Source organism: Nocardia sp. NRRL WC-3656, assembly GCF_000720265.1.
Classification (GTDB): domain Bacteria; phylum Actinomycetota; class Actinomycetes; order Mycobacteriales; family Mycobacteriaceae; genus Nocardia; species Nocardia nova.
The window spans coordinates 1-26559 of record NZ_JOJF01000027.1; the positions used below are offsets into that span (position 1 = coordinate 1).

The 26559-nt window shown below is 66.8% G+C and carries 26 protein-coding genes and 3 tRNA genes; 10 read left to right on the forward strand and 19 right to left on the reverse strand.

Annotated features, from left to right (window positions below; all coding sequences use genetic code 11):
* The first annotated feature begins 144 nt into the window (after positions 1–144).
* Positions 145–636 carry a MarR family winged helix-turn-helix transcriptional regulator gene (locus IG65_RS0127315; protein WP_051756971.1) on the forward strand — a complete coding sequence of 164 codons (492 nt, stop codon included), beginning with the start codon at positions 145–147 and terminating at the stop codon, positions 634–636.
* Between the two features lie 96 nt (positions 637–732).
* Here the strand turns inward: IG65_RS0127315 and IG65_RS0127320 are convergent, their stop codons facing one another.
* The 4 genes from IG65_RS0127320 to IG65_RS0127335 form a co-directional block, all read right to left on the reverse strand.
* Positions 733–1773 carry a crotonase/enoyl-CoA hydratase family protein gene (locus IG65_RS0127320; RefSeq protein ID WP_030517822.1) on the reverse strand — a complete coding sequence of 347 codons (1041 nt, stop codon included), beginning with the start codon at positions 1771–1773 and terminating at the stop codon, positions 733–735.
* A gap of 106 nt (positions 1774–1879) precedes the next feature.
* Positions 1880–2218: a hypothetical protein gene (locus IG65_RS0127325; protein ID WP_030517823.1), complete on the reverse strand. Its 339-nt coding sequence runs from the start codon at positions 2216–2218 to the stop codon at positions 1880–1882.
* 148 nt (positions 2219–2366) lie between these two features.
* The gene (locus tag IG65_RS36140; protein ID WP_156055793.1) at positions 2367–2810 is read right to left on the reverse strand and encodes a YbaB/EbfC family nucleoid-associated protein; all 444 of its coding nucleotides are present in this window, start codon (positions 2808–2810) and stop codon (positions 2367–2369) included.
* A 102-nt stretch (positions 2811–2912) separates the two neighbouring features.
* Positions 2913–3584, reverse strand: a complete 672-nt coding sequence (locus tag IG65_RS0127335; protein WP_255359491.1) for an XRE family transcriptional regulator — start codon at positions 3582–3584, stop codon at positions 2913–2915.
* Between IG65_RS0127335 and IG65_RS0127340 the strand changes: the two genes are divergently transcribed.
* On the forward strand, positions 3483–3824 hold the full coding sequence (locus tag IG65_RS0127340; protein ID WP_231509463.1) for a hypothetical protein: 342 nt from the start codon (positions 3483–3485) through the stop codon (positions 3822–3824). The genes IG65_RS0127335 and IG65_RS0127340 overlap by 102 nt on opposite strands.
* Positions 3825–3965: 141 nt before the next feature.
* Here IG65_RS0127340 and IG65_RS0127345 read toward each other — a convergent pair.
* Positions 3966–4038 (reverse strand) — tRNA-Lys (locus IG65_RS0127345).
* A gap of 348 nt (positions 4039–4386) precedes the next feature.
* On the opposite strand from IG65_RS0127345, the gene IG65_RS0127350 reads away from it, so the two are divergent.
* Positions 4387–5571 (forward strand): Ig-like domain-containing protein, encoded by a 1185-nt coding sequence (locus IG65_RS0127350; protein WP_030517826.1) that lies wholly within the window; start codon positions 4387–4389, stop codon positions 5569–5571.
* A 341-nt stretch (positions 5572–5912) separates the two neighbouring features.
* Positions 5913–7394: an alpha/beta fold hydrolase gene (locus IG65_RS0127355; protein WP_036525870.1), complete on the forward strand. Its 1482-nt coding sequence runs from the start codon at positions 5913–5915 to the stop codon at positions 7392–7394.
* A 180-nt stretch (positions 7395–7574) separates the two neighbouring features.
* Here IG65_RS0127355 and IG65_RS0127360 read toward each other — a convergent pair.
* Positions 7575–7647: transfer RNA gene (locus IG65_RS0127360), tRNA-His, on the reverse strand.
* Between the two features lie 54 nt (positions 7648–7701).
* Positions 7702–8340, reverse strand: coding sequence for an oligoribonuclease (gene orn, locus IG65_RS0127365; RefSeq protein ID WP_030517828.1), 639 nt, complete (start codon positions 8338–8340; stop codon positions 7702–7704).
* Between the two features lie 169 nt (positions 8341–8509).
* Between orn and IG65_RS0127370 the strand changes: the two genes are divergently transcribed.
* Positions 8510–10192, forward strand: coding sequence for a helicase HerA-like domain-containing protein (locus IG65_RS0127370; protein ID WP_030517829.1), 1683 nt, complete (start codon positions 8510–8512; stop codon positions 10190–10192).
* A 51-nt stretch (positions 10193–10243) separates the two neighbouring features.
* Here IG65_RS0127370 and lysA read toward each other — a convergent pair whose 3' ends face one another.
* The 6 genes from lysA to IG65_RS0127400 all read right to left on the reverse strand — a co-directional run bounded on the left by lysA (position 10244) and on the right by IG65_RS0127400 (position 16635).
* Positions 10244–11587: a diaminopimelate decarboxylase gene (gene lysA, locus IG65_RS0127375; protein ID WP_030517830.1), complete on the reverse strand. Its 1344-nt coding sequence runs from the start codon at positions 11585–11587 to the stop codon at positions 10244–10246.
* Between the two features lie 146 nt (positions 11588–11733).
* Entirely contained in the window at positions 11734–12525 is a 792-nt protein-coding gene (cmrA, locus tag IG65_RS0127380) for a mycolate reductase (RefSeq protein ID WP_030517831.1), read from the reverse strand.
* 11 nt (positions 12526–12536) lie between these two features.
* The gene (locus IG65_RS0127385; protein WP_030517832.1) at positions 12537–13160 is read right to left on the reverse strand and encodes a VOC family protein; all 624 of its coding nucleotides are present in this window, start codon (positions 13158–13160) and stop codon (positions 12537–12539) included.
* Complete coding sequence (locus tag IG65_RS0127390) at positions 13160–15211, reverse strand: NADPH-dependent 2,4-dienoyl-CoA reductase (protein ID WP_030517833.1); 2052 nt, start codon at positions 15209–15211, stop codon at positions 13160–13162. Before IG65_RS0127390 ends, IG65_RS0127385 begins: the two co-directional genes overlap by 1 nt.
* 4 nt (positions 15212–15215) lie before the next feature.
* A complete protein-coding gene (locus tag IG65_RS0127395; protein ID WP_030517834.1) occupies positions 15216–15818 on the reverse strand; it encodes a PadR family transcriptional regulator in 603 nt (200 codons plus the stop codon).
* 199 nt (positions 15819–16017) lie between these two features.
* Positions 16018–16635 (reverse strand): TetR family transcriptional regulator, encoded by a 618-nt coding sequence (locus IG65_RS0127400; RefSeq protein WP_036525890.1) that lies wholly within the window; start codon positions 16633–16635, stop codon positions 16018–16020.
* Between the two features lie 169 nt (positions 16636–16804).
* Between IG65_RS0127400 and IG65_RS0127405 the strand changes: the two genes are divergently transcribed.
* The 3 genes from IG65_RS0127405 to IG65_RS0127415 are packed head-to-tail and all read left to right on the forward strand — an operon-like array spanning position 16805 to position 19405.
* Positions 16805–17914 carry a ferredoxin reductase gene (locus IG65_RS0127405; RefSeq protein WP_030517836.1) on the forward strand — a complete coding sequence of 370 codons (1110 nt, stop codon included), beginning with the start codon at positions 16805–16807 and terminating at the stop codon, positions 17912–17914.
* 15 nt (positions 17915–17929) lie between these two features.
* Positions 17930–19084: an acyl-CoA desaturase gene (locus tag IG65_RS0127410; protein WP_030517837.1), complete on the forward strand. Its 1155-nt coding sequence runs from the start codon at positions 17930–17932 to the stop codon at positions 19082–19084.
* Positions 19085–19405 carry a hypothetical protein gene (locus IG65_RS0127415; protein WP_030517838.1) on the forward strand — a complete coding sequence of 107 codons (321 nt, stop codon included), beginning with the start codon at positions 19085–19087 and terminating at the stop codon, positions 19403–19405.
* A 6-nt stretch (positions 19406–19411) separates the two neighbouring features.
* On the opposite strand, the gene IG65_RS0127420 is transcribed toward IG65_RS0127415, so the two are convergent.
* Positions 19412–19954 (reverse strand): DUF4254 domain-containing protein, encoded by a 543-nt coding sequence (locus IG65_RS0127420; RefSeq protein ID WP_030517839.1) that lies wholly within the window; start codon positions 19952–19954, stop codon positions 19412–19414.
* A gap of 358 nt (positions 19955–20312) precedes the next feature.
* Between IG65_RS0127420 and IG65_RS0127425 the strand changes: the two genes are divergently transcribed.
* Positions 20313–20642: a hypothetical protein gene (locus IG65_RS0127425; protein ID WP_030517840.1), complete on the forward strand. Its 330-nt coding sequence runs from the start codon at positions 20313–20315 to the stop codon at positions 20640–20642.
* A 159-nt stretch (positions 20643–20801) separates the two neighbouring features.
* Here the strand turns inward: IG65_RS0127425 and IG65_RS0127430 are convergent, their stop codons facing one another.
* From IG65_RS0127430 to IG65_RS0127440, 3 genes are read right to left on the reverse strand one after another with little or no spacing between them, the layout of a single operon-like run.
* The gene (locus tag IG65_RS0127430) at positions 20802–21971 is read right to left on the reverse strand and encodes an ATP-binding cassette domain-containing protein (protein WP_231509464.1); all 1170 of its coding nucleotides are present in this window, start codon (positions 21969–21971) and stop codon (positions 20802–20804) included.
* Entirely contained in the window at positions 21968–22789 is an 822-nt protein-coding gene (locus IG65_RS0127435) for an ABC-2 family transporter protein (RefSeq protein ID WP_030517842.1), read from the reverse strand. The genes IG65_RS0127430 and IG65_RS0127435 overlap by 4 nt, the downstream gene beginning before the upstream one ends.
* Positions 22782–23588 (reverse strand): ABC-2 family transporter protein, encoded by an 807-nt coding sequence (locus tag IG65_RS0127440; RefSeq protein WP_030517843.1) that lies wholly within the window; start codon positions 23586–23588, stop codon positions 22782–22784. Before IG65_RS0127440 ends, IG65_RS0127435 begins: the two co-directional genes overlap by 8 nt.
* A gap of 288 nt (positions 23589–23876) precedes the next feature.
* Between IG65_RS0127440 and ectB the strand changes: the two genes are divergently transcribed.
* Complete coding sequence (gene ectB / locus IG65_RS0127445; RefSeq protein WP_030517844.1) at positions 23877–25130, forward strand: diaminobutyrate--2-oxoglutarate transaminase; 1254 nt, start codon at positions 23877–23879, stop codon at positions 25128–25130.
* Positions 25131–25233: 103 nt separating this feature from the next.
* Here ectB and IG65_RS0127450 read toward each other — a convergent pair whose 3' ends face one another.
* Positions 25234–26139 carry an aromatic prenyltransferase gene (locus tag IG65_RS0127450; protein WP_030517845.1) on the reverse strand — a complete coding sequence of 302 codons (906 nt, stop codon included), beginning with the start codon at positions 26137–26139 and terminating at the stop codon, positions 25234–25236.
* Positions 26140–26404: 265 nt separating this feature from the next.
* A tRNA-Gly gene (locus tag IG65_RS0127455) sits at positions 26405–26480 on the reverse strand.
* Between the last annotated feature and the right edge of the window lie 79 nt (positions 26481–26559).

Here is a 26559-nt window from a genome sequence, read left to right on the forward strand (position 1 = left end):
GACCACAAGACCTACCAGCCCGCCCCCGCAACCTGACCCCATCAGCAAACCCGGAAATCACCAGTAGGACTTGACAACCTCATTGAGATTCCTCCTAGGCCGGTTGGTGTCCATGTCAACCAAATACTCGGTAGGATCATTCCCATGGTGCGGTGGCTGGACGAACAGGAACAACGGACCTGGTCCGCGTACATCCGGCTGCGTCAGCGTCTCGACGCCGCGATGGCCGCCGGACTCGCGAGCGACGGGCTGTCGGTCTCCGATTACGAAATTCTGGTGACGCTGTCCGACGCGCGCGAGGGGAGTGTGCGCGCCCGCGACCTCGCCGCGCAGATCTGCTGGGACAAGAGCCGGCTGTCGAAGCATCTGGCGCGGATGGACAAGCGCGGGCTGGTGGTGCGGAGTCCGGCCGCCGACGATGCGCGCGGCCGGCTGATCTGTCTCACCGACTCCGGTCGCCGGGCGCTCGAAAAGGCCGCGCCCCGGCACGCCGAATTGGTGCGGCGGCTGTTCGTCGACCAGCTGACCGACGCGGAGGCGCGGGCGTTGCTATCGCTGGCGGACAAGGTGAGCGCGCGTGCGGAGAGCGAATCGGATATGCCGCCGGCGATCGGTGGCGTCGCGCACGCGGATTGAGACGCACAGCGGACGGACGTCCGAGTTTCCGGTACCGAGGCTCCGAAGTCGTCGCGGCCGGTTCGATGCTCGGGTTGTTCGTCGCGGCCGCGGGATTTACCTGTCTTCGGCGCGATCCGACCGGTCGAATTGCGCCCGCTTCCAGTCGCCGAACGGTTCGTCGCGTTCGCGCACCGCTTCCCGGAAGCCGACTGTGGCCGAGCGCAATTGGAACGCATATCCTTCGCGCGTGTGCCGGGAGACGCCGTCGAAGACGGTGCTCACCATGCCCGAATTCGCGACGCCCTGGGCCAGCAGTGAGCTGTTGAGGGCCAATTTCGCCATGATCAGCTGATTGATCGGCATGCTCGAAATCCGTTCCAGCAGTTGCTCGGTGCGTTCGTCGAGCTCGTCCGCCGGACAGGACTCCACGGCCAGGCCCCACTCCTCGGCCTGCTTGCCGCTGAGGCAGTCGCCGGTGAACAGCAGCCGCTTGGCGCGCTGGTCGCCGAGCCGGTGCGCCCACATACCGGCCGCCGGAATGCCCCACACGCGTGTGGGTGGATAGCCGATCTTGGTGTCGTCGGCGCAGATGATCTGATCGCAGAACAGGGCGATGTCGGTCCCGCCGGCGACGGCGAATCCGTGCAGTTTGGCGACCGTCGGCTTGTTCGCGTGCAGCAGGCTGGAGAAGCCGCGGTTGAACCGGCTCATCATCTGATAGTCGACCATGGGATCCCATGTGCCCCAGGGGTTGTGGTTGCGCGCCTGCACCACCGGGTCGAGAACGGTTCCGGTCGTGGGCTGGGCCGACACGGTGGGGGACAGGCCGTTCTCCGCGAAGATCGAGAGGTCGTAGCCGCCGCAGAATCCCTTGCCGCGCCCGGAGACCACCATCACGTGCACGCGCGGATCCAGGTCGGCGCGCTCGACCGCGTGGGCGAGTTCGATCGGAGTATCGGCGGTGATGGCATTGCCGTGCTCAGGCCGGTCGAAGGTGATGCGTGCGATCCGGCCGGTCACGTCGTAGGTGAGGGTGCGGTAGGCCGGGCCCTGTTCCGGTTCGGGTCGGTCGGCGAACAGCGAGTCCTCGCCGCTGGTCAGGTCCTCGCGCCAGGCCGCGGGCCGGGTGCCGGAGTGGTGCGCGTCGTCGGTCACCCAAGAAGTGAACTCCAGTTCACTTCTTGCTGTCAAGGGGTGTCGCGGCTGCCGATCGGCGGAGGAAGTGGGGGTTGCGGCGTGCGAGGCGCGTCGGACCGGTGGTTCAGGGGGCCGGTTTTCCGTCGTCGGCGAGCCAGGGCGTCACCGGCGGCTTGATCCACAGGATCTTCTCGTCCGTGTGATCGCGTTGTGCGGCAGGATGATTCGGGTTACGGGCGGCCCACCCGTCCTTCTCGTCGAGCAGCCGCGCGACCAGCGCCCACGTTTCGTCGGTGCTGGGCGGATTGGTATCGGCGGCCCGCGCGAGTTTGCGGCGCGTGGCTGCCGGGATCGTCGCGAGTTCGGCGCCGGAGATTCCGCGCTGCCACAGATAGGCCGCGAGCCGTCGCGCCTTCTCGGCGCGGCCCTTACTGGCATGGTCGGTATGTGCGTAGTCGGCCATATCGGTTCCCGATCGCGAGCGAATTGCCCACGAGCCTAGCCACGTCCCCGCCGAGCGGAACCAGAGGAGCCACTCCGGTCGATCGTCGGCATGATCGGCCCAGCGCACTTGCGAGCCGGTCACCGGTTCCGTGGTCTGCCGGACTCGGCTACGGCGCAGCCCCGCCTGCCGACGTGTCGGTTCCCCGGAAGAATTCACGGATGTCCCGGAGTGTCGGCGACTCATCCAAGATGTCGGAGAGGTCGGGTTGGTCGTCCAGGTCGGCCGCGACCGACGCCGCGGCCGCCTCGCTCTGCCTGCGAGCCCGGCGGGCGGCCTCCTGTGTCGCCTCCACGATGGTGCGGACGAGTTCCGCCGCGGGCTTGCGCAGCGCTGCGGCCGACAGCGACAGATCGGTGAGAACGCCGCCGGCGTCGACGGTCGCCGTGACGGAACTGTCGGCGGAATCGGCTTTCACCCGAACGTTTTCCAGCTGCTGATTGATCTCCGCGAGCCGGGAGTGCTGTTGCTCGTAGGAGTCGAGCAACCGCTCGACCTGGTTACGCAGTCCGCTGTTGGCCGACCGCAGGGCATCCCGCCGCCACCGGTCCATATCGGTGTCCTCTCGTCGGCCGAACCGGGAGAGACGATTGTCCTCCACCCTGTGTGCCAGGCCGGACGCTGCCTTCTCGGTGGTGGGAGGATCGGCGGCCGATCAGGTTCTGCGCGAGATGACCATGATGTATTCGCAGGGAGCGTTCGTCCGGTTGGCGAAGCCGTGGTCCGCGTCGGCCTGGAAGAACAGGGAGTCGCCCGTGTTCAGGGTTTCGCTGATCCCGCCGATCAACACGGTGAGGGCGCCGTCGAGCACCACGAGTTGCTTCTCGGTACCCGGCGGATACGCGGGCAGCAGCCCGGTGGAGACCTGTGCGGGCAGGTAGTGGACGATCATCTCGCCTGTTCCCGCGCCCGGAGCCGCGGACACCATGTGTCGTTCGAAGCCGGTTTCCGGGGCGCGGAAAACCGGGCGATCGCTCTTGCGCAGGACGACGGCCACGCCGGATGCGGCAGCGGCCGACCCGCCGACCAGGTCCGAGAGCGACGCGTCGAGCGCGTGGGCGATCCTGGACGCGACGCCGATCGTCGGGCTCTTCTCACCGCGTTCGACCTTGGACAGCATCGCCCGGCTGACCGACGACTGTGTCGACAGCTGCTCCAGCGTCAAGCCCGCCTCCTCGCGGCGTCGCCGCACATTGCCGCCGAACACGCCGGCCGGGTCGTCCCCGTGTCGGAGAAAATCGCGATCACCGATTGGGTCACCGCGATCCCGACACCGGGTCACACTCCCGGTCACACCGTCTACGACGTCAGTAGTGGCACCGCCCACCTTCTCGTCTGGGGCGACACCGTCCACGTCCCGGCCCTCCAGTTCGATCGGCCGAAGGTCTCCTGGGAGCTCGACGGCAACCAGTCCCAGGCCCGCGCTGCGCGGGCGGCTCTCCTCGAACAACTGACCCGGCCACACCATTTCGTCGCCGGCGCCCACCTCGACTCACCCGGCATCGCCCGCGTAACCCCCGCCGGCTCCGGTTACGCGCTGGAATATCTGGCACCACCGATCGGCTGATCGAGCTCGGCGTCTCGGGGCCGCAGCGCGTGTGCAACAGCGTATGGAATCCCTTTGTGACCGAGTGGAATTCGTTGGTCGACCGGGCCGGGAACGCAGAAGACCCCTGACCGGGAATCCTGGTCAGGGGTCTTCGTGGAGTGCGCCATCAGGGACTCGAACCCCGAACCCGCTGATTAAGAGTCAGCTGCTCTGCCAATTGAGCTAATGGCGCTTGGACCTCCGGATCGGGCTGTGGGCTCCGTTCCGGTGCGGGAGAAACCATAACAGTTGGGTGCGTGGAAAGTGAAATCGCCTGTTCAAGGGCTATTCGAGAAGGCATCGTGATCTTGGGTGAATGCGGTAACGGTTGGCGGGCCGGAAGGGATGAATCGGACGAGAGTGTGCGGGGCCGGCGCGTCGTGTTCAACCGGTTGCGACCCTTCCACCTGGCAGAATAGGTGGGCGTGGTCTCGACCGATCCCCGCATGCGTGGTGGGTTGAGCAGCGTGGCCGGTTTTCCCGGTTGCGTACGAGGCATGAAACGGGGTTGCACATGGGCGGACGTCGAGGCTCGCGGCGAATGAGAGCGCCGGCGGCGTGGTTGGGCGTGATGTCGATGCTCGCGCTCGCGGTGACCGGATGCAGTGATTCCGGGGCCACGAACAACGGACCGGCGATCGAGGCGGCTTCGGCCATCGACCTGGTCAAACCGAAGGTGCTGACGCCGGTCGCCGACGGGGCGGTCGGGGTGTCGCCGGGCGATCCGATTCCGGTGAAGGTGGACAACGGGAAATTGACCGCTGTCACGTTGCTCACACCCGAGGGCAATCCGGTGGCGGGGCAGATCGCCCCGGACGGGACCTCGTGGCAACTGACCGAACAGCTCGGCTTCGACCGCAGGTATCGCCTGCAGGCCGATGCGGTCGGAATCGGCGGCACCACCTCGACGACAATCAGTTTCACCACTCTCGCGCCGCGCAACAAGACGCATCCGTGGTTGCTGCCCGGTGAGAACGCGGTGGTCGGAATCGGTCAGCCGGTCGCGATCCAGTTCGACGAGAACATCCCGGATCGACGCGCCGCGCAGGATGCGATCAAGATCACCACGACGCCGGCGGTGGAAGGCGCGTTCTATTGGGTGAACAATCGCGAAGTGCGTTGGCGCCCCGAGCATTTCTGGGCCCCGGGAACCAGTGTCACGGTTGACGTGAACACCTACGGCCGCGATCTGGGTGGCGGGCTGGTCGGTGACTCCGATATCCATTCCAGCTTCACCATCGGCGATCCGATGGTCTTCACCGCCGACGACACCACCAAGATGGTCACCGTCGAGCGCAACGGCCAGGTGATACGAACCATGCCGACCTCGATGGGCAAGGATTCGACGCCCACCCAGAACGGCATCTACACCATCGGCGACCAGTTCGACCACATGATCATGGATTCGTCCACCTACGGTGTCGCCGCCACCGGCCCCAACGGCTATCGGACCCCGGTCGACTGGGCGACGCGCATGTCCTACAGCGGCATCTTCATGCATTCGGCGCCGTGGTCGGTCGGTCAGCAGGGCTATTCGAACACCAGCCACGGCTGCCTCAACCTGAGCCCGGCCGATGCCCGCTGGGTGTACGAGAACGCCAAACGCGGCGATATCGCGATCGTCAAGAACACCGTCGGTGACACCCTGTCCGGCGTCGACGGACTCGGCGACTGGAATATCCCGTGGGCGGAATGGAAGGCGGGCAACGCCGACACCAACCGCTGACGACGGCGAGAGGAGCGGGCCTTCCGGATATCCGGAAGGCCCGCTCGTCGTTCGGGCCCCACGCGGTGATCGGACGCTACACTTGCTTCCGCCAATCCACTCCCGCGAAATCCGGGGCCGAGGCGCACAACACCCCGGCTCCCCGAAATCGCCTGTGTTCGTGGCTCTTCCGGAGCGATCGCCGCTCCGCTGCGTGGTTGGCGGTGGCTCCCGTGTGATTCGGTCTCGGCTTGCTGAAGGGTCAGGTCCTCATGGGTGGTGGAGAGCGGTACGCGGTCACGTCCCCTGGGTGTCGTCGTTCTCGTGGTCGGCTGCGAGAGGTCGGCGGGGCTGTCGCGTCGGTGATCGTTGCCGTACTCGCGGTGACGGTGGCCTCCGCTTCCGGTATCGCTGTCGCCGAACCCGCAGACCCGCTGGCGCGCTTTCATCGGCAACGTCTCGACTGGGGTGTATGCGATGATGCGGCCCTGGTAGCGGAGGGTGCGGTCTGCGCGGATGTCGCGGTGCCACTCGATTACGGCAGTCCGGACGGGCCGATCATCAGTATCGCGGTCTCGCGGATCCCGGCGAGCGATACGGCTCACCGTCGCGGTGTGCTGCTGACCAATTCTGGCGGACCCGGTACGCCGGGGCTCGATGCGTTCGAACTCGTCGGTGATGTTCTCGAACCGGATGTGCTGAGCCGCTACGACCTGATCGGATTCGATCCGCGTGGCGTCGCCCACTCCGGGCGGCACCAGCGATGCGGATGGCCGGTCGCCACCCCGATCCGCTCGGCAGGAATCGGATTACCGGGCTTCGTCACCGAAACGGCCCTGCAGGCACGGCTCGCCGCCGACTGTCTGGTGGGCGGTGACCCGAACTGGATGCGGCAGCTCAGCACGCGCAACACCGCCCGCGACATGGACGTGATCCGTGCGGCACTTGGCGAGGACCGCATCAGCTATTACGGCGTCTCTTATGGCACGTATCTGGGCGCGGTCTACTCGCAGTTGTTCCCCGGCCGATCCGACCGCATGGTGCTCGACAGTGCCATCGATCCGCAGCGCTACTGGCTCGGCTTGCAACAGGACTGGGGCCCGGCGGTGGAAGCGGCCTTCGACGACTGGGCCGGCTGGGTGGCGGCTCGCGATCGGCAGTACCACCTCGGCGATTCCGCGCCCGAGGTACGCAGGCGAGTCGAGGCTCTCATCGATCGTGCGGCGCGGTCGCCGATCGTGGTCGAGGGCTTCGGCTTCGACGATCATGTCCTGCCGAATCTGCTGTGGACGATGTTGCGGGATGCGCGATTGAACGAGGCGCTGGCGGCATCGGTGCGAGCCGTTGCCGACGCGGCGGAGGGCCGCGCGCCCGAGGTGCCCGCGCAGCTGCACCAGCAGATCGAGTACTACGAGCACGACGAAGATTCGGTGATGGTGCAGATCTGGTGTGCAGACGCACCGATGCCCGCCGATCCCGCGTGGTACTGGAATGCGATCGAGGCGGCTCGCCCGACCCAGCCGATCTTCGCCGCACTGGCTGACAACATCCAGCCCTGTGCCTTCTGGCCACCGCCGGTGGAACCGCCCACCGTGGTCGACAACGACGTGCCCGCACTGATCCTGTCCGCCACGGGCGACAACCGGACGCCCCATGCGCACTCACTGGCACTGCATCGGCAGATGTCGGGGTCTCGGTTGATCACCTTGGCCGACACCAGGATCCACATGGTGCTGCGTCCGGGTTTGAGCACCTGCATTCTCGACACGACCAACGGCTACTTCCGGGACGGGGACTTCCCGGAAGACGATCGCATCTGCCGGCCCACCACATTGATCGAATGAGTCCTCAGACCGGTGTGTGCTCGATCGGGGTCGGCCGGCAACCGGATGGACTGGACGGCAACCGTGACGCGCACCACGTCCGCGCATCGCGATCGGGTCGGGGGACCGGACGGAAAGTCGACGACTCGACTCATGACGAAGGGGCAGGTCCGGAATCTCTTCCGGACCTGCCCCTTGCAGGGTGACCGACGGGACTCGAACCCGCGACAGCCAGGATCACAACCTGGTGCTCTACCAACTGAACTACGGTCACCATTGCCGGTAACGACCGGCGCGGTAGATGGTAGCGCGAAGACCGCCGGGAAACCTAATCGGCGGGTGCGGCGGGGGGCTCGGACCCGGCGGAACCGGCGCTGACCTGCGCGGCGATCTCGGCGATCTCGGCGGTCGAGGGGCCGGGGGCGGCAACGAACGCGGTCCGGCGGTAATACCGGAGCTCCCGGATGGACTCCTCGATATCGGCGAGGGCGCGGTGGGCCAGGCCCTTCTCCGGCTGACCGAAGTAGATGCGCGGATACCAGCGCCGGCACAGCTCCTTGATCGAGCTCACGTCGATCATCCGGTAGTGCAGGTGGGCGTCGAGTTCGGGCATGTCCCGGGCGATGAAGCCGCGGTCGGTGGCGATGGAATTGCCGGCGAGCGGCACGGTGCCGGGGGTGGGAACCCACTCGCGCACGTAGTCGAGAACCCGCTGTTGCGCCTCCTCCATGGTGACCGTGGACCGTCGCACCTCGTCGGTCAGGCCGGATTTGGCGTGCATTTCCTGCACCACCGGCGGCATCGCCGCCAACGCGTCGTCGTCGGCGTGGATGACGATATCGACGCCGTCGCCGAGGATATTGAGATCGCTATCGGTTACGAGCGCGGCCACCTCGATCAGCTTGTCGCTGTCCAGGCGCAGGCCGGTCATCTCGCAATCCATCCACACCATCAGTTTGTCGGACACTCCGGCAACCTTAGTGCGCGGACGGTGCGAATCGGACCGACCGCACCGGATGCGTGCCGTCCGGCCCGTTGCGGCCGCTTTCCGGCAAACCTCCCGCTACAGTTTGCCCAGGTATATGCGTGATTCCAGTGGTGTCGGCAGCGGTGGGCAGGGCGACGGAGGATCGGCGATGACCAGTTCCGAGGACAAGGCGGCGAAGGCGGCGGCGGCGCGCAAGGTGGCCGAGGAAGCGGCCCGGGTCGCGGCCGAGGCGGCGGCCGCGGCGGAGGCGGCCGAGGCCGAAGTCGCCGCGGAGCAGGTGCCCGAGCCGAAAACGGCTGCCGCCGAGACGGATTCGGTCGCCCAGCAGATCGCCGCGGGTTATGCCTTCGAGGGTGCCGCGCTGGAACTGGGTGCGGTAGTCGTCGGCGGGGAGGTGGATCCGGCCGCGCGGGTCCGGATCCCGATGCGAACGCTGAACCGCCACGGTCTCGTCGCCGGCGCCACCGGAACCGGGAAGACCAAGACCCTGCAGGGCATCGCCGAACAGCTGTCCGCGGCGGGTGTGCCGGTGGTGCTCGCCGATGTGAAGGGCGATCTGTCGGGGCTGGCGCAGCAGGGCGAATCGAACGACAAACTCGCCGCCCGTGCCGCCCAGACCGGCGATACCGACTGGGCGCCGCACGGATTCCCGATCGAATTCGTCTCCCTCGGCACCGAGGGAATCGGCGTCCCGATCCGCGCGACCATCACCTCGTTCGGCCCGGTGCTGCTCAGTAAAGTGCTGGGGCTCAACGACACTCAGGAATCCACTCTCGGCCTGATCTTCCATTGGGCCGACACCCGGGGGCTGGCGCTGCTGGATCTGAAGGATCTGCGTTCGGTGATCCAGCACCTGACCAGTCCGGAGGGCAAGGAGGATCTGAAGGGGATCGGCGGGGTGTCGGCCGCGACTGCCGGGGTGATCCTGCGTGCGCTGGTGAATCTGGAGGCCGACGGCGGCGACACCTTCTTCGGTGAGCCCGAACTCGACCCCGCCGATCTGTTGCGGACCGCCGGCGGCCAGGGCGTGATCACGCTGTTCGAACTCGGATCGCAGGCGGCGCGGCCGGTGCTGTTCTCCACCTTCCTGATGTGGGTGCTGGCCGATCTGTTCCAGACCCTGCCCGAGGTCGGCGATGTCGACAAACCCGAGCTGGTCTTCATCTTCGACGAAGCACATCTGCTGTTCGCCGAGGCGTCCAAGGCGTTCCTGGAACAGGTCGAGCAGACGGTGAAACTGATCCGCTCCAAGGGGGTCGGCGTGTTCTTCTGCACGCAGTTGCCCACCGACGTGCCCAATGCGGTGCTGTCGCAACTGGGTGCGCGGATCCAGCACGCACTGCGCGCGTTCACCCCCGACGACCAGAAGGCGTTGTCGAAGACGGTGCGCACCTATCCGAAGACCGCGGCCTACGACCTCGAGAACGCCCTCACCACTCTGGGGATCGGTGAGGCGATCGTGACGGTGCTGTCCGAACAGGGCGCGCCGACGCCGGTGGCCTGGACCCGGCTGCGCCCGCCGCGGTCGCTGATGAACACCATCGGCGAGGACGGTATCCGCTCGCGCGCACAGTCGAGCCCGCTGTTCGAGAAGTACGGCCGGACCGTGGACCGGGAATCGGCCTACGAGATGCTGGCCGCAAAAGTGGTTGCGGCCGAACCGGAACCGCAGGCGATGCCGCAGGGCTCCGGCGGGCGTGCACCGGAGCCGGACGTCTCGGCGGCGGAACGGATCATGAGCAATCCGGCGGTGAAGAGTTTCCTGCGTTCGGCGGCCTCGGCCGCGGGCCGCGAGATCAGCCGCAGCCTTTTCGGCACCCGCAAACGCTGAGCGCCCCCGGACGCCGGGCAGGCATCACCGGCCCGCGCGCGGAGGTGCCACTCAACCGAGATCGCGCAGCAGCAGATCCGCCACGGTCTCGCGGCGCACCAGCTCTCGCATCCGGCCGTGACGGAGTGCGACGATCGGCGGCCGCCCGACGCCGTTGTAGGCCGAGGCCAGGCTGTGGTGGTAGGCGCCGGTGCATGGAATCGCCAGCAACTCACCGACGTGCAGATCCGCGGGTAACCGGATATCGGCGGCGAGGACGTCACCCGCCTCGCAGTAGCGTCCGGCCACGGTGGCGGTGATGGTCGGTCCGGTGGGATGCCGGTCCGCCACCACCGCGTCGTAGCGCGCCCCGTAGAGGGCGACCCGGGGATTGTCGTTCATTCCGCCGTCCACGATCACGAACGTTCGTCCGCCCGGCACATGCTTGATCGCGGTGACGCGATAGATCGTCACGCCGGCGCGAGCGACGATGCCGCGGCCCGGTTCCATCGCGATCACCGGGCGGGGGAAGCGGTTTCGCGCGCACGCCGCGTCCAGGGCGTCGTCGATGATGTCGGCCAGCTCCGAGAGATTCAGTTCCGCGTCGCCGGTGCGATAGGCCACCGCATGCCCGCCGCCCAGATCGAGCTGGGTCAGCACGACGCCGTAGTCGTGCCGGACCTCGGCCATCCGCGCGACGAGCCGTCGCACCGCTTCCCCGTAATGGTCGGGGTTGTGGATCTGCGAGCCGAGGTGGCAGTGGAAACCGCGCAGATCGAGCAGGGGATGGTCGATGATCGTCCGGATCGCCTCCTCGGTGGTCTCGTCGTGCAGGCCGAAGCCGAATTTCTGATCGCTGACCCCCGTGCGGACGGCCGGATGTCCGTGCACGTCGATATCGGGTGTCAGGCGCAGCAGAACCTGCTGCGGCCGTGTGACCACCGTGCCCAGCAGACTCACCTCGGTGAGCGAGTCGATCACGATCCGCCCCACGCCGGCGCCGACCGCGTATTCCAGTTCGGCGAAAGGTTTCCCGCTGCCGTGCAGGATGATCCGCCGCGGGTCCACCCCGGCCGACAGGGCGATCGCCAGTTCGCCGGCCGAGCACACATCGATGCCGAGACCCTCCTCGGCCACCAGCGCCGCGATCGTCCGAGTCAGCAGAGCCTTTGCGGCGTAGACGATTTCGGCGTCGGGGAAGTGTTTGCGGTACGACCGGCAGCGGGTGCGGATCTCGCTCTCACCGATCACATAGGTCGGTGTGCCGTAGCGGTCGGCGACATCGTCGAGGGCGACCCCGTCGACGGTGATGCGGCCCAGTTGGTCGTAGTGCGTCCGGCACGGCCACACGGTGGTGTCCAATCGCGGGGATGCGATCCCCGAACGTAAGGACGGGAACATCTCGAGCAACGTCACGGCGTGTCTCCTGTGGTTCCCCGCTTTCCTCCTCGACTGCGGGGGTCACTCTCAGGACTACGCCGCGCAATGGTGCCGGAACCGTCTCGATACGCCGTCTTGACCAGCGGCGCCGCGATCTTGACGCCGCTTTGACACCCTGCGGATCAGCCGGCCAGCTTCTTGTAGAACGAGCCGACGATGGGCGCGGTGAGCGCCCGCGGCGCGTACTGGCCGGCGACGCTCATACCCTTGCTGATCAGGCCGGGAACGACGCGCATCTTGTTGCGCGCCAAGGCGTCGATGGAGATTTTCGCGGTGTAGGCGGCCGATACCCAGATGAAGTCCGGGATCTTGCTGCCGACCTCTTCCTGGTCGGGGTTGTCGGTGCGCACCGGGCCCGGCGCCAGCAGCGTGACATGCACGTCGCTGCCGGTCAGCTCGCCGCGCAGCGATTCGGAGAAGGTGTTGGTGAAGGCCTTGGTCGCGGCATAGGTGGCGTTGTTGGGGATGGCCATGTTCCCGGCCGCCGAACCGGTGATGAGGATGCCGCCGCCGCGGGCGAGCATGCCGGGCAGCACCGCCAGGGTCAGATCGTGGACCGCGACCGCGTTCAGTTCCATCACCGAGCGCTCGACGTCGGCGTCCAGGTCGGCGACGGCGCCGAAGGTGGCGACACCGGCGTTGTTGCACAGGATGGCGATCTCCCGGCCGGCCAGCTCGGCCACCAGCGGTGCACGCTGTTCGCGATCGGACAGGTCCACTGCGCGAACCTCGGCGGTCACCCCGTAGGTGTCGGTCAGCCGCTGTGCCAGCTCGGCGAGCAGGTCGCCGCGCCGGGCGACCAGGATGACCGAATAGCCGCGTTTGGCGAGCTCCTCGGCCAGAGCGGTTCCGATCCCGGAGGACGCTCCGGTGACGACGGCACGATTGTCGGCGGTGGGTGCAGGCAAGCTCACGGTCGCCGAGCCTACCGGGTGCCCTCATCCGCGGCGCCGGACTTCCCCTCGCCGCGGGGCTTGGGCTCGAGGAAGGCGACCCCCCAGTCGATATGCCCGTGCCAGACCCCGGCGATCCGGCCACCCTGCACCGCCGGCTTCGGATCCCCGACCGGGCCGCCGACCGCACGCACCGCCGTCACCGTGGCATCGAGATCCGGAGTGCCGAAGGCGACGCCGACCAGCGCGGGCCGCTTCGTCGGGGCGGCGACGACCTCCAGGAACGCCTCGCCGACCCGATAGAACGCCATTTCGGGGCCGTCCGGACCGCGCGGGTGGAAGCGCCGTCGCGGGCCGATCCCCAGCACGGCGTTCAGCGCGGTCACGGATTCGTCCAGATCCGGTACCCAGTAGACGACGTGGTCGACGAAGGTCACCCCGTTGGGATGGGCCGTCTCGGTCTCGACGTCGTGCAGTAGCTCGGGCACACCCAGTGTCGCCGCGTCGGACTCGATCCCCTCGAATCCCCAGCCGGTGCCGACGCCGAGCGTGCAGGAGATTCGCCCGATCCGCATCATCCCGTCCTCGACCTCGAAACCCAATGCGGCCCAGGACTTCTCGTCGCCCGGAAGTCCCAGACGGGTGAGAATCGCCATTACAGCGCCGCCGCCAGGCGGGTGCCCTGATCGATGGCCCGCTTGGCATCGAGTTCGGCTGCCACATCGGCGCCGCCGATCAGATGGATGCGCACCCCCGCCTGCTGCAGCGGATCGACCAGATCCCGCACCGATTCCTGTCCGGCACAGAGGATCACGTTGTCACATTCGATGACGGTGGGCCGATTCCGCTTGTCACCGAAACTGATGTGCAACCCGTGATCGTCGATGCGTTCGTAGTTGACGCCGCCGATCTGCTCGACGCCCTTCGCCTTCACCGCCGCACGATGCACCCAGCCGGTGGTCTTGCCCAGGCTCTTGCCGAACGGAGTCGACTTCCGTTGCAGCAGTACGACATCGCGGGGCGCGGGCGAGGGACGCGCGGCGGTCAGCTGCCCCGGGGCCTCCGGATCGTCGGCGGTGACACCCCACTCCTGTTTCCATTCGTCGAGCTTCAGCGCCGGATGCCCCTCGACGGTGAGGAATTCGCTGACGTCGTAACCGATTCCGCCCGCCCCGATCACCGCGACCTTCTTACCGACCGGCTTCTCCTCGCGCACGAGTTCGGCGTAGGTGAGCACCTTCGGATGGTCGATACCCGGAATGTTCGGGATACGCGGGCGCACGCCGGTGGCGAGCACCACGTGGTCGTAGCGGCCTTCGATCAACTCAACGGCGCTCACCCGGCGGTTCAGGAATACTCGCACCCCGGCGAGTTCCAGCTTGCGGGTGAAGTACCGGATCGTCTCGTTGAATTCCTCCTTGCCCGGAATCCGCCGCGCGATATCGAACTGTCCGCCGATCTTGTCGTCGGCTTCGAACAGATCCACCTTGTGGCCGCGTTCGGCCAGGTTCACCGCCGCCGACAGTCCCGCCGGCCCCGCGCCCACGACCGCGATGCGCTGCATCCGCCGGGTGGGCAGCAGGCGCAGTTCGGTTTCGTGGCCGGCCCGCGGATTCAACAGGCAGGACACGGTTTTGTGGACGAAGGCGTGGTCCAGGCAGGCCTGGTTGCAGGCGATGCAGGTGTTGATCTCGTCGTCGCGGGCGGCGCGGGCCTTGGCTGCCCACTCCGGGTCGGCCAGCAACGGCCGGGCCAGCGACACCAGATCGGCGTCGCCACGGGTGAGGATCTCCTCCGCGGTCTCGGGCATGTTGATCCGGTTCGAGGCGCAGACCGGAATGTTCACGCGCGCGGTGATTTTCGCGGTGAATTCGACGAAGGCCGCGCGCGGCACCGAGGTGACGATCGTCGGCACCCGTGCCTCGTGCCAGCCGATGTCGGTGTTGATGATGCTGACGCCCGCTGTCTCCAATTCGGTTGCCAGCGCTAGGATTTCGGGTTCGGTCTGGCCGTGTTCGACGAATTCCGCCATCGACAGCCGGAACACGATGACGAAGTCCGCGCCGACCGCGGCCCGGATCCGGCGCACGATCTCCAAGGGGAACCGCCGCCGGTTCTCCGCCGACCCGCCCCAGCGATCGGTGCGCTTGTTGGTGCGCGGCGCGAGGAACTGGTTGATCAGATATCCCTCGCCACCCATGATCTCGACGCCGTCGTATCCGGCGAACTTCGCCAGCCGCGCACACCGCACGTAGTCCTCGATGGTGCGCTCGACTCCCTTGTCGGAGAGTTTGCGAGGGCGGAACGGGTTGATCGGCGCCTTGATCGAGGAAGCCGAAACACTGAACGGCACATAGGCATAGCGCCCGGCGTGCAGAATCTGCAGGGCGATCTTGCCGCCCTCGGCGTGCACCGCCCGGGTGATCGCGCGATGCCGGTAGGCCTCGGTCTTGTTGGTGAGTTTGGCGCCCAGCGGCAGCAGCCAGCCCTCGCGGTTGGGAGCGTAACCGCCGGTGATGATCAGGCCCACGCCGCCGCGGGCGCGCTCGGCGAAATAGGCGGCCAGCCGGTTGGTATCCCAGGCGCGATCTTCCAGGCCGGTGTGCATCGAACCCATGACCACCCGGTTGCGCAGGGTGGTGTGGCCCAGGTCGAGCGGCTCGAACAGATGCGGATACGAATGCGGCGAATCGGAATTCGCGGTCATGGGATTACCTTTCGGAAACGGAATCCGGTTGCGGGGCTGAGGCTTCCGGATCGGGCGACGACGAGCGCGACACACCCCGCAGACCGGCCAGTACCTCGTCGCACCATTCGACGAAGCCGACCTCGACCCGGATACCGCCACGCAGCACCAGGTACTGGTACAGGGCGGTGCCGGTGAGCCGGTCCGGGGCGGGAAAGTCCTTCTTCTCGATGAGGCGGTACAGCTCCAGCCGCTGGGCGTGGTGATCGCGATGACGTTCGACCTCGGCGCGCAACGCGTCCGGATCGCCGTGTGCGGCGGCGCGGATCTTCACGCCCAATTCGCTGCGCAGCGGGCCGATATCGTCGGTCGGCTCCGCAATCCAGCGCGCCAGTTCGGCATCTCCGGCGGCGCTGACGGTGTAGACCTTCTTGTCGGGCCGCCCGTCCTGAGCGATCGCCTCGCCGGTGACCCAGCCGCGTTCCTCCATGCGCTTGAGCACCCGGTAGATCTGCTGATGCGTTGCGCTCCAGAAGAATCCGATCGATTTGTCGAATCGGCGCGCCAGTTCGTACCCCGAACCGGCCCGCTCGCTCAGCGATACCAGCAGCGCGTGTTCGAGGGCCATGCGGTGAGGTTAACCGATACCCGCTGTACTATGCAACGTGGTGCATATTCCCGGCCAGGGGAGCCGGAACTGCGAGAATCCTGTGAGGACGTGCAGTTTTCTGTATCATCACCCGCGGTGCTCTGCACTATCTCGGATACGGGAAGGGCGCCTCGCATGACCGCGAGGTCCGCGGGGCGTCCTTCTGTCCGAGGGGCGCTCAGGCAGTATGCGGTTTCCAGGCGGCCATGCCCAGGGCGATCATCCGCACCTGACCGACGGTGCGATCGACGAGTTGCGGGCGGTCGCGCAAGGGGACGGCGACGAAGTCGGCGATATGGTCGGCGACGGTGGAGACGATCAGGTCGGCGGCCAGTTCCAGATCATCGGTCGGCCATGCGTCCAGCGCCGGAATCCGCGACATGTCGACCACCAATTCCCTTGTGATCAACTGCATTTCGGAGGCTATCGCGGAGCGTAGCGCCGGTGCGCCGCCGTGGCGTTCGCGGATGAGGAAGCCGTAGAGGTCCTCGCGGCCGGCGATCTGAGCGAAGACGAATCGCACCGTTTCGGCCAGGCGTGCGTCCGGGGTGCGGCGCAAGTGCCGCAGCGCCAGGCGCAACTGTCGCACGCCCTCGTCGACCAGGGCGGTTCCCAATTCGTCGAGGGAATCGAAGTGGCGATAGAAGGCGGTGGGCACGATCCCGGCCGAGCGGGCGATCTCACGCAGGCTCAGCGCCGCGAATCCGCGCTCGGCAGCCAGGGCCAGCGTGCCGTCCAGCAGCGCTCGCCGCGTGCGCTCCTTGCGCTCGACTCGGGTTTCGGCCTGCTCGCTCATCTCGCTGAGCATACATCCGTTCACGATTGGTCCATTCATGGAGATGTTGCATCGGTCACAGCAGATGCAGGTTGAACTATTGCGGTACCGCCAGGCACACTAGTTGAGTGTACAGATGTGCACCGAAATAGGTGCACGTGATCAACAGACGAAGGCTGGGGAGAACCGCATGGTGGGACTGCTCGATCTGGTCCAGACACTGACCTCGCCGCACCCGCTCGACCGGTATCTGGAGTTGGTGCGACCGACACTGACGCTGCGCGATATGCGGGCCGAGATCATCGGCGTGGATCGGTCGGTGCCCGGTTCGGTGACCCTCACACTCCGTCCGACCCGGCAGTGGGCCGGGCACGAGGCCGGTCAGTTCGTGCAGGTGGGCGTGCTGATCGACGGAGTGAAGCACACCCGCTGCTATTCGCCGATCGATGCCGAGGCCGGCCCGCGCCGCACCCTCACGCTGACCGTGAAGGCGCATCCGGAGGGGCTGGTGTCGCAGTATCTGCACCGGCACGCGAAGCGGGGCATGGTCGTGGACCTGGCGCCCGCGTCCGGTGTGTTCCGGCTGCCGGAGCGGCGACCGGACAGGGTGGTGCTGATCAGCGGTGGCAGCGGCATCACGCCGGTGCTGTCGATGCTGTCCACCCTGGTGGCCGAGGGGTACCGCGGTGACGTGGTATTCCTGCACTACGCCCGCTCACCCCAGGAGGTGCCGCATCGGGACCTGCTCGCCGATATCGCCCGCCGCCACGACAACGTCGACATCGTGCTGGGTTATCCGGAACTGGCCCGATCCGAGCGGCTGGACGGCGCACCGTGGAACTGCGCGACCGTGCCCGGCGCGAAGTTCCTCGACTACGACGAACTGTCGCGCATCGCGCCGTTCTTCGCGACCGCTCAGACCTACGTCTGCGGCCCGCCGCCGCTGATGGAGTCCGTGCGCCGCATCTATCAGGCCGAAGGCCTCGACGACCGGCTGCACAGTGAGGAATTCGTCCTCACCGCCGCGCCGGCCGACACCACCGACGTCGAGGGCGTCACCACCTTCTCGGTGAGCGGCAAGCAGTCGGAGAACACCGGTGCGAGCCTGCTCGAACAGGCCGAATCGGCCGGATTGACGCCGGAGTTCGGGTGCCGGATGGGTATCTGCTTCTCCTGCACGGCGGTCAAGCGGTCCGGCTGCACCCGCAATCTGCGCAGCGGCGAAGTGGACAGCGATCCCGACCAGCCGATCCAGCTGTGCATCAGCGCCGCGGTCGGCGACGTCGACATCGAAATCTGAAAGGGGAGAACCGTCATGACCATACTCACCGAAACCGAGAACGGACCGCTGGTCCTTTCGCCGGAACAGGTCGCCGAGATCGGCCGGGAGCTGGACGCGCTGCGCGACCGCATCACCGCTGATCTGGGGGAGCGCGACCGCGAATACATCTACTCGATCATCAAGGCGCAGCGCGGGTTCGAGATCGCCGGGCGCGGACTGATGTACCTGGGCTTCCTGCCGCCGTTCTGGCTGGCCGGGGTGGCGGCGCTGAGCCTGTCCAAGATTCTGGACAATATGGAGATCGGCCACAACGTCATGCACGGCCAGTGGGACTGGATGCGCGAACCCGGCCTCAATTCCCGTGTGTTCGAATGGGATACGGTGTGCCCGGCCGATCAGTGGAAGCATTCGCACAACTACATGCACCACACTTACACCAACATCCACGGTCGTGACCGCGACATCGGCTACGGCGTGCTGCGTATCGACGAGGGCCAGCAGTGGAACCCGTACTACCTGGGCAACCCGGTGTACGCGCTCGCGCTGATGCTGTTGTTCGAATGGGGCGTGATGCTGCACGACCTCGAGGCCGACAACATCGTCAAGGGCAAGCGGAAGTGGTCGGATATCAAGCGCCTGGCCAAGGGGCAGATCCGCAAGGCGGGCCGGCAGGTGCTCAAGGACTACATCGTCTTCCCGCTGCTGAGCGGCCCGCTGTTCGTCTCCACCCTGGCCGGCAACGTGACCGCCAACCTGGTGCGCAACGTCTGGGCATACTCGATCATCTTCTGCGGACACTTCCCGTCGGGCGTACAGACGTTCACCGAAGAGGAGACCGAGAACGAGACGCGCGGCGAGTGGTACGTGCGGCAGATGCTCGGCTCGGCCAACATCAGCGGCAGCAAACTGTTCCACATCCTGTCGGGCAACCTGTCCCACCAGATCGAACACCACCTGTTCCCGGATCTGCCGGCCAACCGCTATCCGGAGATCGCACCCGAGGTGCGCGCACTGTGCGAGAAGTACGGCCTGCCCTACAACACCGGCCGGTTCAGCAAGCAGGTCGGCTCGGTCTGGCTCAAGATCTGCACGCTCGCCCTTCCCCCGGCCATCGTCGGGAAAGGCTCGCAGCCTGGTGTTATCGTGATGCGAGAGCGGCAGGTCGAGCCGAGCGAGGTGGGCGGGTAGATGATCGGAAAATTCGAGAGCAACAAGGATCTGATCCAGGAGCTGACGGCCTCCGGGGCACGACACGTCGGCAATATCGCAACGATCATTACCGGCACGGTTTCGGAAGTGACGCGCGAAATCGGTGACTGGATCACCGACGCCATCGAAATGCGGGAGGCCGCGGCCGCGGCGCACCGTGATCGGGAGGCGGCGGCCGGGGTGAACACCGGTCGCGACGAACCGGATGTGTTGATCGACGAGCCCGACTCGGCGGCGAATGTGAATGCGGCTCAGCCCATCATCGATGCCGATGTGGAAATCGTCGATCCGAAGCACTGAGCGGAGTCAGAACACCGGCAGCCGACGCCGGTGTTCGGCGATATCGGTGATCAGATCCTTGTAGCCGTCGGCCAGTTCGGCGAGGCGCACCCAGTGCAGGTGTGCCTCGCCGTCCGGTGTGGAGGCGGGGAGTTCGTCCGTCGGATGGTTCGAGGCGGGCAGTCCGAGCGCATGATGGGCGGCGACCCATTTTCCGGCCATCCGGTCGATGACCGCACCGAGGGTTTCGGTATGCAGCGAGGCGCCCTCGCGGTGCGCGATGTTGTCGGCCACCCAGACGTCGATACATTCGACCAGCCGGGTGCGTTCGCGATCGATGTGGTCGACCAGGCGGCTGGCGCCGGCCACCCGCGCGCTCGACGCCTTCGGCGCCTGCGCCTCCCGGTAGGCGTGCCGGCGTAGTTCGTGGCAGTGGACCAGCTGCCGGGCCACCTCCAGCACCGGATGGTCGCCGGGCGGTGGCGTCGTGGACCGGAATGCGCGCAGTAGTGCGGATACCGACGGAAGTGCGCCGGTCGCGTCGTTGTCACCGGCGTATGCGGTCGCCATCGTCTCCCACCCTCGTCTCAGCGGTCGGAATCTGGTTACGCCAGGGCCGAGGAGGTTTTCGGGGAGGGGCTCCCCTCGGCTCCGGCGTAGTCCCGCGGAATCGGACGCCGGCTGTTCGGTCGCACTGCTCACGGGTGTACGAACCGGGATATCCGCGACGATGCGAAAGACGTGTCCGAATGCGGGGACATATTCAGGAAAGCGTGTCCTGACTTGGCATGCAACGGTTGACGCGCGGAACCTCCAAGGTGCCGGACAATCGTTATACGCATCACGCCGGGATCACATGATCGCGAAGATCCACCATCGGCGGCGCGGCGCCTGCGCGACCGGTCACGGGTGGCTAGCCTGAAGATTTGTGCCCGCCTATGTCTCTTCGCCGGAGCTGACCTTCGGCTTCCTGTTCGCTCTCGAAGATCCCGAGCGAATCGCCGAGGTGGTGCGAGATCTGATGGAACGTCGGACAGTCTCGGTCTTTCGCCTCGCGCACGTCTCCGGCGCGGAAGGTCCGCCCGAGCGTTATGTCGTGAACTGGGCTGCCATTCCGCAGATTTCGATCACCACCGCCGCACCGGACGCCGACGCCATACAGGCCGAGCGGATCATGCTGGTCAACGCATTTCTCGGCGAGGGCGGTGAGGTCAGCTTGTACTCGTCGGACAGCAATCGCCCAGACGACAAGCGCTAGAGTCGATTTCCCATCGGCACCGCAATCGTTTTCGTTACGGAGACACTCCACACAGCGGCTCTTACGTCCCTCTCAGCTACCGGCCAGCGGCGATTAAGCTCCGGCCAGCAGGGTGGGTCTGGTCGATCGCCCGGCAAGGGCGTCGACGGCCTATGCCCCCTAGAGAGAGGTAGAAGCATGATTCCGGTCATCATCGACACCGGTAGCGCCGCGCTGAACGGCCTTCTCGACACCGGCAGCGCCGCCCTCAGCGGCGTGCTGAACACCCTGTTCACCGGGTCGTTCGGCGGCTGATTCCGCCTCGTCCCCGGGGATCGCGCCCCGGGCAACCGCCCCGGCGTCCGACGGCGCCGGGGCGGTGCCGTCTCCGGCGGAGTAGATGCGGCGCACCACATCCTCGATATCGGGTTCCTCGATGGACAGGTCGCGCACCTCGACCCGGTTCGAGATGGCGGCGAGAAGCTGGGCGGCGGTGGTGATTTCGGGATCGAACGCCAGCCGCTGCCGCATGCCGTCGGCCTCGGCCGCCAGCAGTGTCGCCCCCGCGAGGTCGGTGAGATCGTCGCTGGGCCGGGCCAGATCGACGACCAGGACGCGCCGCGCGCCGACGGTGCGCGCCAGTCCCGGCAGCGTGCCGTCGTAGGCGAGACGGCCGTGGTCGACCACCAGCACCCGGTCACAGAGGCGCTCGATATCGCCCATATCGTGGGTGGTGAGCAGCAGGGTGGTGCCGCTGTCCGCCCGTTCCCGGCGCAGGAACTCCCGCAGCCGCTGTTTGGACAGTACGTCCAATCCGATGGTCGGCTCGTCGAGAATCAGCAGCTCCGGGCGATGCAGCAGCGCCGCGGCGATTTCGGCGCGCATGCGCTGACCGAGGGAGAGCTGACGGACCGGGGTGTCGAGGGTGTGCGCCATCTCGAGCTGTTCGACGAGTTCGTCCGTGCGGCGGCGGGCCGCAGCCGGTTCCAGGCGATGGATCGCGGCCAGGATGGTGAACGATTCGCGCAGCGGCAGATCCCACCACAGCTGTGACCGCTGTCCGAACACCACGCCGATCCGGCCGGCCAGTTCGCGCCGCCGGCGCACCGGATCCAGTCCGCAGGTGCGCACCGTTCCCGAGGTCGGCACCAGGATGCCGGTGAGCATCTTGATCGTGGTGGATTTGCCGGCTCCGTTGGCACCGATATAGCCGACCGCCGAACCGGATTCGATGCGAAAGCTCATCGAATCCACGGCGGTCAGTACCTCGCGCACGCGTCTGCGGCGGCCCCGCGCAGTGCGCCGGAGCACGAATTGTCTGGTCAGTTCCGATACTTCGACGGTGTTCATCCGCCCCCTCCCTGATAGTGGCGTACCCCGATGCGCCACAGCGTCGAGGCCATTATCCAAACCCACAGTGCCGCAAGCGGTCCGAACCAGGCGAGCTCGGCGGGCAGCCACCGCGGTCCGGACAGGCCGAGCAGCGCGATCGTGGGCAGATAGGCGACGAACGACACCGGGATCGCGAATCCGAACAGCGCCCGCAGCGGTCCGGAGAACACCGAACTCGGCTGCTGGGCGGCGAAGGATCCGCCGTAGGTGAAGCTGTTGGTGAGTTCCGAGCCGTCCACCAGGTGGAATTGCAGGCCCGCGGCGCACACGAACAGTCCGGCGAAGATGGCGATCCCGCTCATTACGCTGCTCACCGCGAGCGCGATATGCGCTGGGCTCCACTCGATATCGTTGCCGATCAGCCCGGCGGTCAGGACCGCCGCCGCGACGGTGGCCCGCGACAGACGCCGCAGCGACACATCGCTGGTGATCAGCTGGAGCAGCAGGGGCTGGGGTCGCAGATGGAAGGCGTCGAGGGTGCCCAGCCGAATGTAGGTCGCCAGGGTGTCGGTGTGACCGACGGCGATCTGCGCGAGCGCGAAGCTCAGGTTGGACAGGCCGAACAGCAGCAGCATCTGGGTCGAATTCAGCCCGCCCAAGGCCGTGACGTTGTGGTAGATCAGCCACATCTCGGCGAATTCGACCACGCCGATCAGCAGGGAGGAGAACAGGTCGGTGGCGAACGACAGCGGATAGGCGCGCTGCGAGCGCATCCGCGAGCGCAGCACGGCCACATAGGGTGTGAGCCTGCTGCCGTACGGTGCGAGCTCAGCCACCCTGCACCTCCAGTTTGCGCCGGCCCGCCGCGATCAGAGCCCGGCCGATGCCGATCGCGATCACGATCCACAGCACCTGCATGCCGATCACCGTCCAGGCCGCCGAACCCGTTGCGCGACCGGACATCACGTCGACCGGGCCCTGGAGCAGCCAGGGAAACGGGGTCAATCGTGCGGCAGCGGCCAACGGCGCCGGAAACAGGTGGATGGGTACGTAAAGACCGGCGAGGAACGTGGACAGGATCTGGTAGAGCATTCTGACCCCGCGCGTCTCGATCAGCCAGAATCCCAGCAGGCTCACCGAGAACAACAGCAGCAGTGAAAGCGTCACGGCCGCAACGACACTGACGGCCCCGAGCAGATACGGCGCGAAGGTGCCGGGCAACACCAGTTGCGCCGTGATCAGACCGGTGGCGACGGAGGGCAGGCCGCGCAGTGCCAGTGTGCACGACGAACCGCCGAGATCGGTTGCCAGATAGAAGAATTGGATATCGATGGGACGTTGCAGATCGACCGCCACATCGCCGGTGCGTACCCGCTCCGCGATATCGTGCGGCGGCCCCATCACCCGCAGGGCGCCCAGCATGGCCTGCGACAACCACACGTAGGCGCCGATCGACGCACCGGTGTAGCCGCCGAAGCCCGGTGTGGAGCGCGCCGCCGCGATCATCACCGCGGCGCGGATCAGGCCGAAGACGACATTGGCGGCCAGGCCCGCGAAGACGGCCGACCGGTAATTCCATTGGCGCCTGAAGCCGGCGCCGAACAGACGTGAATAAACCCCCGAGAGTGCGCGCACAAGTCGTCCAGAATACGACGTGGTCGCTCACTCGGCGAGCGAATTTCGAAGAACCGGAGTGGGGAAGTCCGGGCGGTCGGTATGGTCGTCGCACCCGATGGCCGGGCGTGCTCGGATGCTCGACGGTTGCCGGCACCGCCTGTCGCGGCACGCCGGGCGATGTCCCGGCCGTTGCCGGGGTCGATGTGGATTCGCGCAAAACCTTGCCGCGACCTCCATCGCAGTGTTAGAAACAGTCATGTTTCACACTGGGGTCGCCGCGGTGGCTCCCGCCCCTGAGGACCGCCTATGACCACCGTTTTCGAAACGCTGGAATCGGATGTGCGTGGATACTGCCGGGTCTGGCCGACGGTCTTCGACACCGCCCGCGGCGCCTGGCTCCGTGACGAGCAGGGTCGTGAATACCTCGACTTCTTCGCCGGAGCCGGCGCGCTCAACTACGGGCACAACAATCCGATCCTGAAGGCGGCCCTGCTGGACTATCTGTCCCGCGACGGGCTCATTCACGGCTTGGATATGTCGACGGTCGCCAAGCGTGATCTGCTCGAGGCGGTGCGCGATCTGATCCTCGTCCCGCGCGGGTTCGACTACAAGGTGCAATTCCCCGGCCCGACCGGGGCGAACGCGGTGGAGGCGGCGCTGAAGCTGGCCCGCAAGATCACCGGGCGCAGCAACGTGGTGAATTTCACCAACGCCTTTCACGGCATGACGCTGGGTGCGCTGGCCGTGACCGGCAACGCCGCCAAGCGGGCCGGGGCCGGCGTGCCGCTGCCGCACGTCCATCCGATGCCCTACGACGGCTACCTGGGTGGTGCTGACGAATTGGCGTGGATCGAGCGGATGCTCGACGACACGTCCTCGGGGGTGGACAAACCGGCGGCCGTGATCGTGGAGACGGTGCAGGGCGAGGGCGGGGTGAACATCGCCGGCGCCGAGTGGTTGCGCCGGCTCGCGGAGTTGGTCGCGACGCGCGGAATTCTGCTGATCGTCGACGATGTGCAGATGGGCTGCGGGCGGACCGGACCGTTCTTCTCCTTCGAGACCGCGGGCATCACCCCGGATATCGTCACACTCTCGAAGTCGATCGGCGGCTACGGCCTGCCGATGGCGCTGGTGCTGATGAAACGCGAGCTGGACCAGTGGGCGCCCGGTGAGCACAACGGCACCTTCCGCGGTAACAATCCCGCGTTCGTCACGGCGCGGGTGGCGCTGGAGGAGTACTGGCGTGACGACCGGCTCGAGCTCTCCACGCTGGCCCGCGGCGAGCGGGTGCGCGCCGCCTTGGCGCGGGTGACGGATGCGGTGGGCGGATTGTCCACGCGGGGCCGCGGTCTGGTGCACGGCCTGGTCTTCGACGACGCCTCCGAGGCGGGCAAGGTGAGCCGGGTCGCCTTCGAGGAGGGATTGCTCGTGGAAACCTCGGGCGCCAACGACGAGGTGGTGAAACTGCTTCCGCCGCTGACCATTACGGATTCCGAGTTGGATCACGGACTCGACATCCTGGCGCGCGCTGTCGACATCGTCTGCGGCGGGCGCACATAGGGGGATCGGACTGTCGGCTGCCGACCCACACCCGGTAGCCGACCGCGGGGCCGGGTTTCCGCTGCGGGGCCCGGTCCCGCACATTCATGTGTGCCGCGAACGGTTACGAATCGGATGTCTTCATCTTGTCCAGGATCCTGGGCTGCCACTGGTAGAACCAGCTGAATTTGTAGGACTCGCCCTCGGGCGACGAGGTGGCGGCATAGGTGAATCGGCGGTCGTTCGTGGCGTAGGGAACCTGGTCGGCGAGTTCCAGGAAGCGCGGGTCGATCGGGACGGGCAGGGCGGCCGGGTCGGATGTGATGACCGGGAAGCACAGGCGCTCGATCCGCGACGATTCCCAGCTGAACGTGGCGTATATGTCGAATGCCTTCGCCGTGAGCGAGAGGAATTGCGCGCTGGGGTCCGGGAATCCGGCATCCCGATGCAGCGACGCGACGGCGTCGGGTGCGAAGTGGTCGGCGGGAAGCCCGGGGAAGTACACGTTCATCGTCTTGTCGTGGTAGTCGATGCCGAGTAGGCCGACCTTGTCCGCCAGGCCGTGCCGGGCGAACATATCGGCGTGGTCGGCGAGACCGGCCGGCATGGAGGGGAGTGCGGCGAGTTCCGGCACGCTCTGCACACCGTCCGCGGGAAAGAACGGCCAGATCTTCTTGAAGCCGCCGGCGACACCGATGTCGATGCCGTAGCTGTCCACGGGGAATTGCGTGCGGACCTGGTCCAGCAGTGAGCCGATCGGATGATCGGTCTCCGGGATCAGCCCGTTCGAACGCGCGATGTCGTACGGGTCGATGTCTTTCGGCAGCGTGAGAAAGCGATAGTCGAGGTCGCCCGAGCGACGGGCTTGGGTGACCACCCGGAAAGAGATCACCGATTGCGTGAGCATCGGGCCGTATGCGCTCAGGACCGGCCACACAGCGTCCGGAGTGCAGGCGACGTTCGCCAGCCGCGCGGATTTCTCGATGGCCGCATACAGATCGTCCAGCGCGGATTCGGTAGTGGTGGACATGCGTCCTTCCTGAGGTGGGTGCTACGAGCAACATCGCGATTCGCCGAGACGCCGGCCGGGCAGTGAGTGGTGCCCCGGCGGAGTCGAATGCGGAACGCGCACAGGATTTTACGAATCGAGGTCGCCGAGAGGCTGCGATCGACTGCCCGCTGCTGGGAGCTTGTCGGGATCGGAACTTCGTCCCTGCCGAACAAGGAGAAGCGCTCGAAGATGTGGACTCCGGCTGCGAGCAGGATGGCTCGACGCTACCGGTCCGGTACTTTCGTGGAGCGGATGACGGGATTCGAACCCGCGACCCTCACCTTGGCAAGGTGATGCGCTACCAACTGCGCTACATCCGCATCCCGCCTCGCGGCGGTGCGAGAAAAACAATAGCCGATGGCGGCGCGCAACCGCGAATCCGCAGGTCAGCGCGCTGCG

Bases quoted from the DNA above. Each gene is read 5' to 3' on its own strand.
- IG65_RS0127315 (WP_051756971.1), top strand. From the start codon at position 145: ATGGTGCGGTGGCTGGACGAACAGGAACAACGGACCTGGTCCGCGTAC.
- IG65_RS0127325 (WP_030517823.1), bottom strand. From the start codon at position 2,218: ATGGCCGACTACGCACATACCGACCATGCCAGTAAGGGCCGCGCCGAG.
- IG65_RS36140 (WP_156055793.1), bottom strand. From the start codon at position 2,810: ATGGACCGGTGGCGGCGGGATGCCCTGCGGTCGGCCAACAGCGGACTG.
- IG65_RS0127350 (WP_030517826.1), top strand. From the start codon at position 4,387: ATGAGAGCGCCGGCGGCGTGGTTGGGCGTGATGTCGATGCTCGCGCTC.
- IG65_RS0127370 (WP_030517829.1), top strand. From the start codon at position 8,510: ATGACCAGTTCCGAGGACAAGGCGGCGAAGGCGGCGGCGGCGCGCAAG.
- IG65_RS0127385 (WP_030517832.1), bottom strand. From the start codon at position 13,160: ATGGCGATTCTCACCCGTCTGGGACTTCCGGGCGACGAGAAGTCCTGG.
- IG65_RS0127390 (WP_030517833.1), bottom strand. From the start codon at position 15,211: ATGACCGCGAATTCCGATTCGCCGCATTCGTATCCGCATCTGTTCGAG.
- IG65_RS0127395 (WP_030517834.1), bottom strand. From the start codon at position 15,818: ATGGCCCTCGAACACGCGCTGCTGGTATCGCTGAGCGAGCGGGCCGGT.
- IG65_RS0127400 (WP_036525890.1), bottom strand. From the start codon at position 16,635: ATGAGCGAGCAGGCCGAAACCCGAGTCGAGCGCAAGGAGCGCACGCGG.
- IG65_RS0127405 (WP_030517836.1), top strand. From the start codon at position 16,805: ATGGTGGGACTGCTCGATCTGGTCCAGACACTGACCTCGCCGCACCCG.
- IG65_RS0127410 (WP_030517837.1), top strand. From the start codon at position 17,930: ATGACCATACTCACCGAAACCGAGAACGGACCGCTGGTCCTTTCGCCG.
- IG65_RS0127415 (WP_030517838.1), top strand. From the start codon at position 19,085: ATGATCGGAAAATTCGAGAGCAACAAGGATCTGATCCAGGAGCTGACG.
- IG65_RS0127420 (WP_030517839.1), bottom strand. From the start codon at position 19,954: ATGGCGACCGCATACGCCGGTGACAACGACGCGACCGGCGCACTTCCG.
- IG65_RS0127430 (WP_231509464.1), bottom strand. From the start codon at position 21,971: ATGAACACCGTCGAAGTATCGGAACTGACCAGACAATTCGTGCTCCGG.
- ectB (WP_030517844.1), top strand. From the start codon at position 23,877: ATGACCACCGTTTTCGAAACGCTGGAATCGGATGTGCGTGGATACTGC.
- IG65_RS0127450 (WP_030517845.1), bottom strand. From the start codon at position 26,139: ATGTCCACCACTACCGAATCCGCGCTGGACGATCTGTATGCGGCCATC.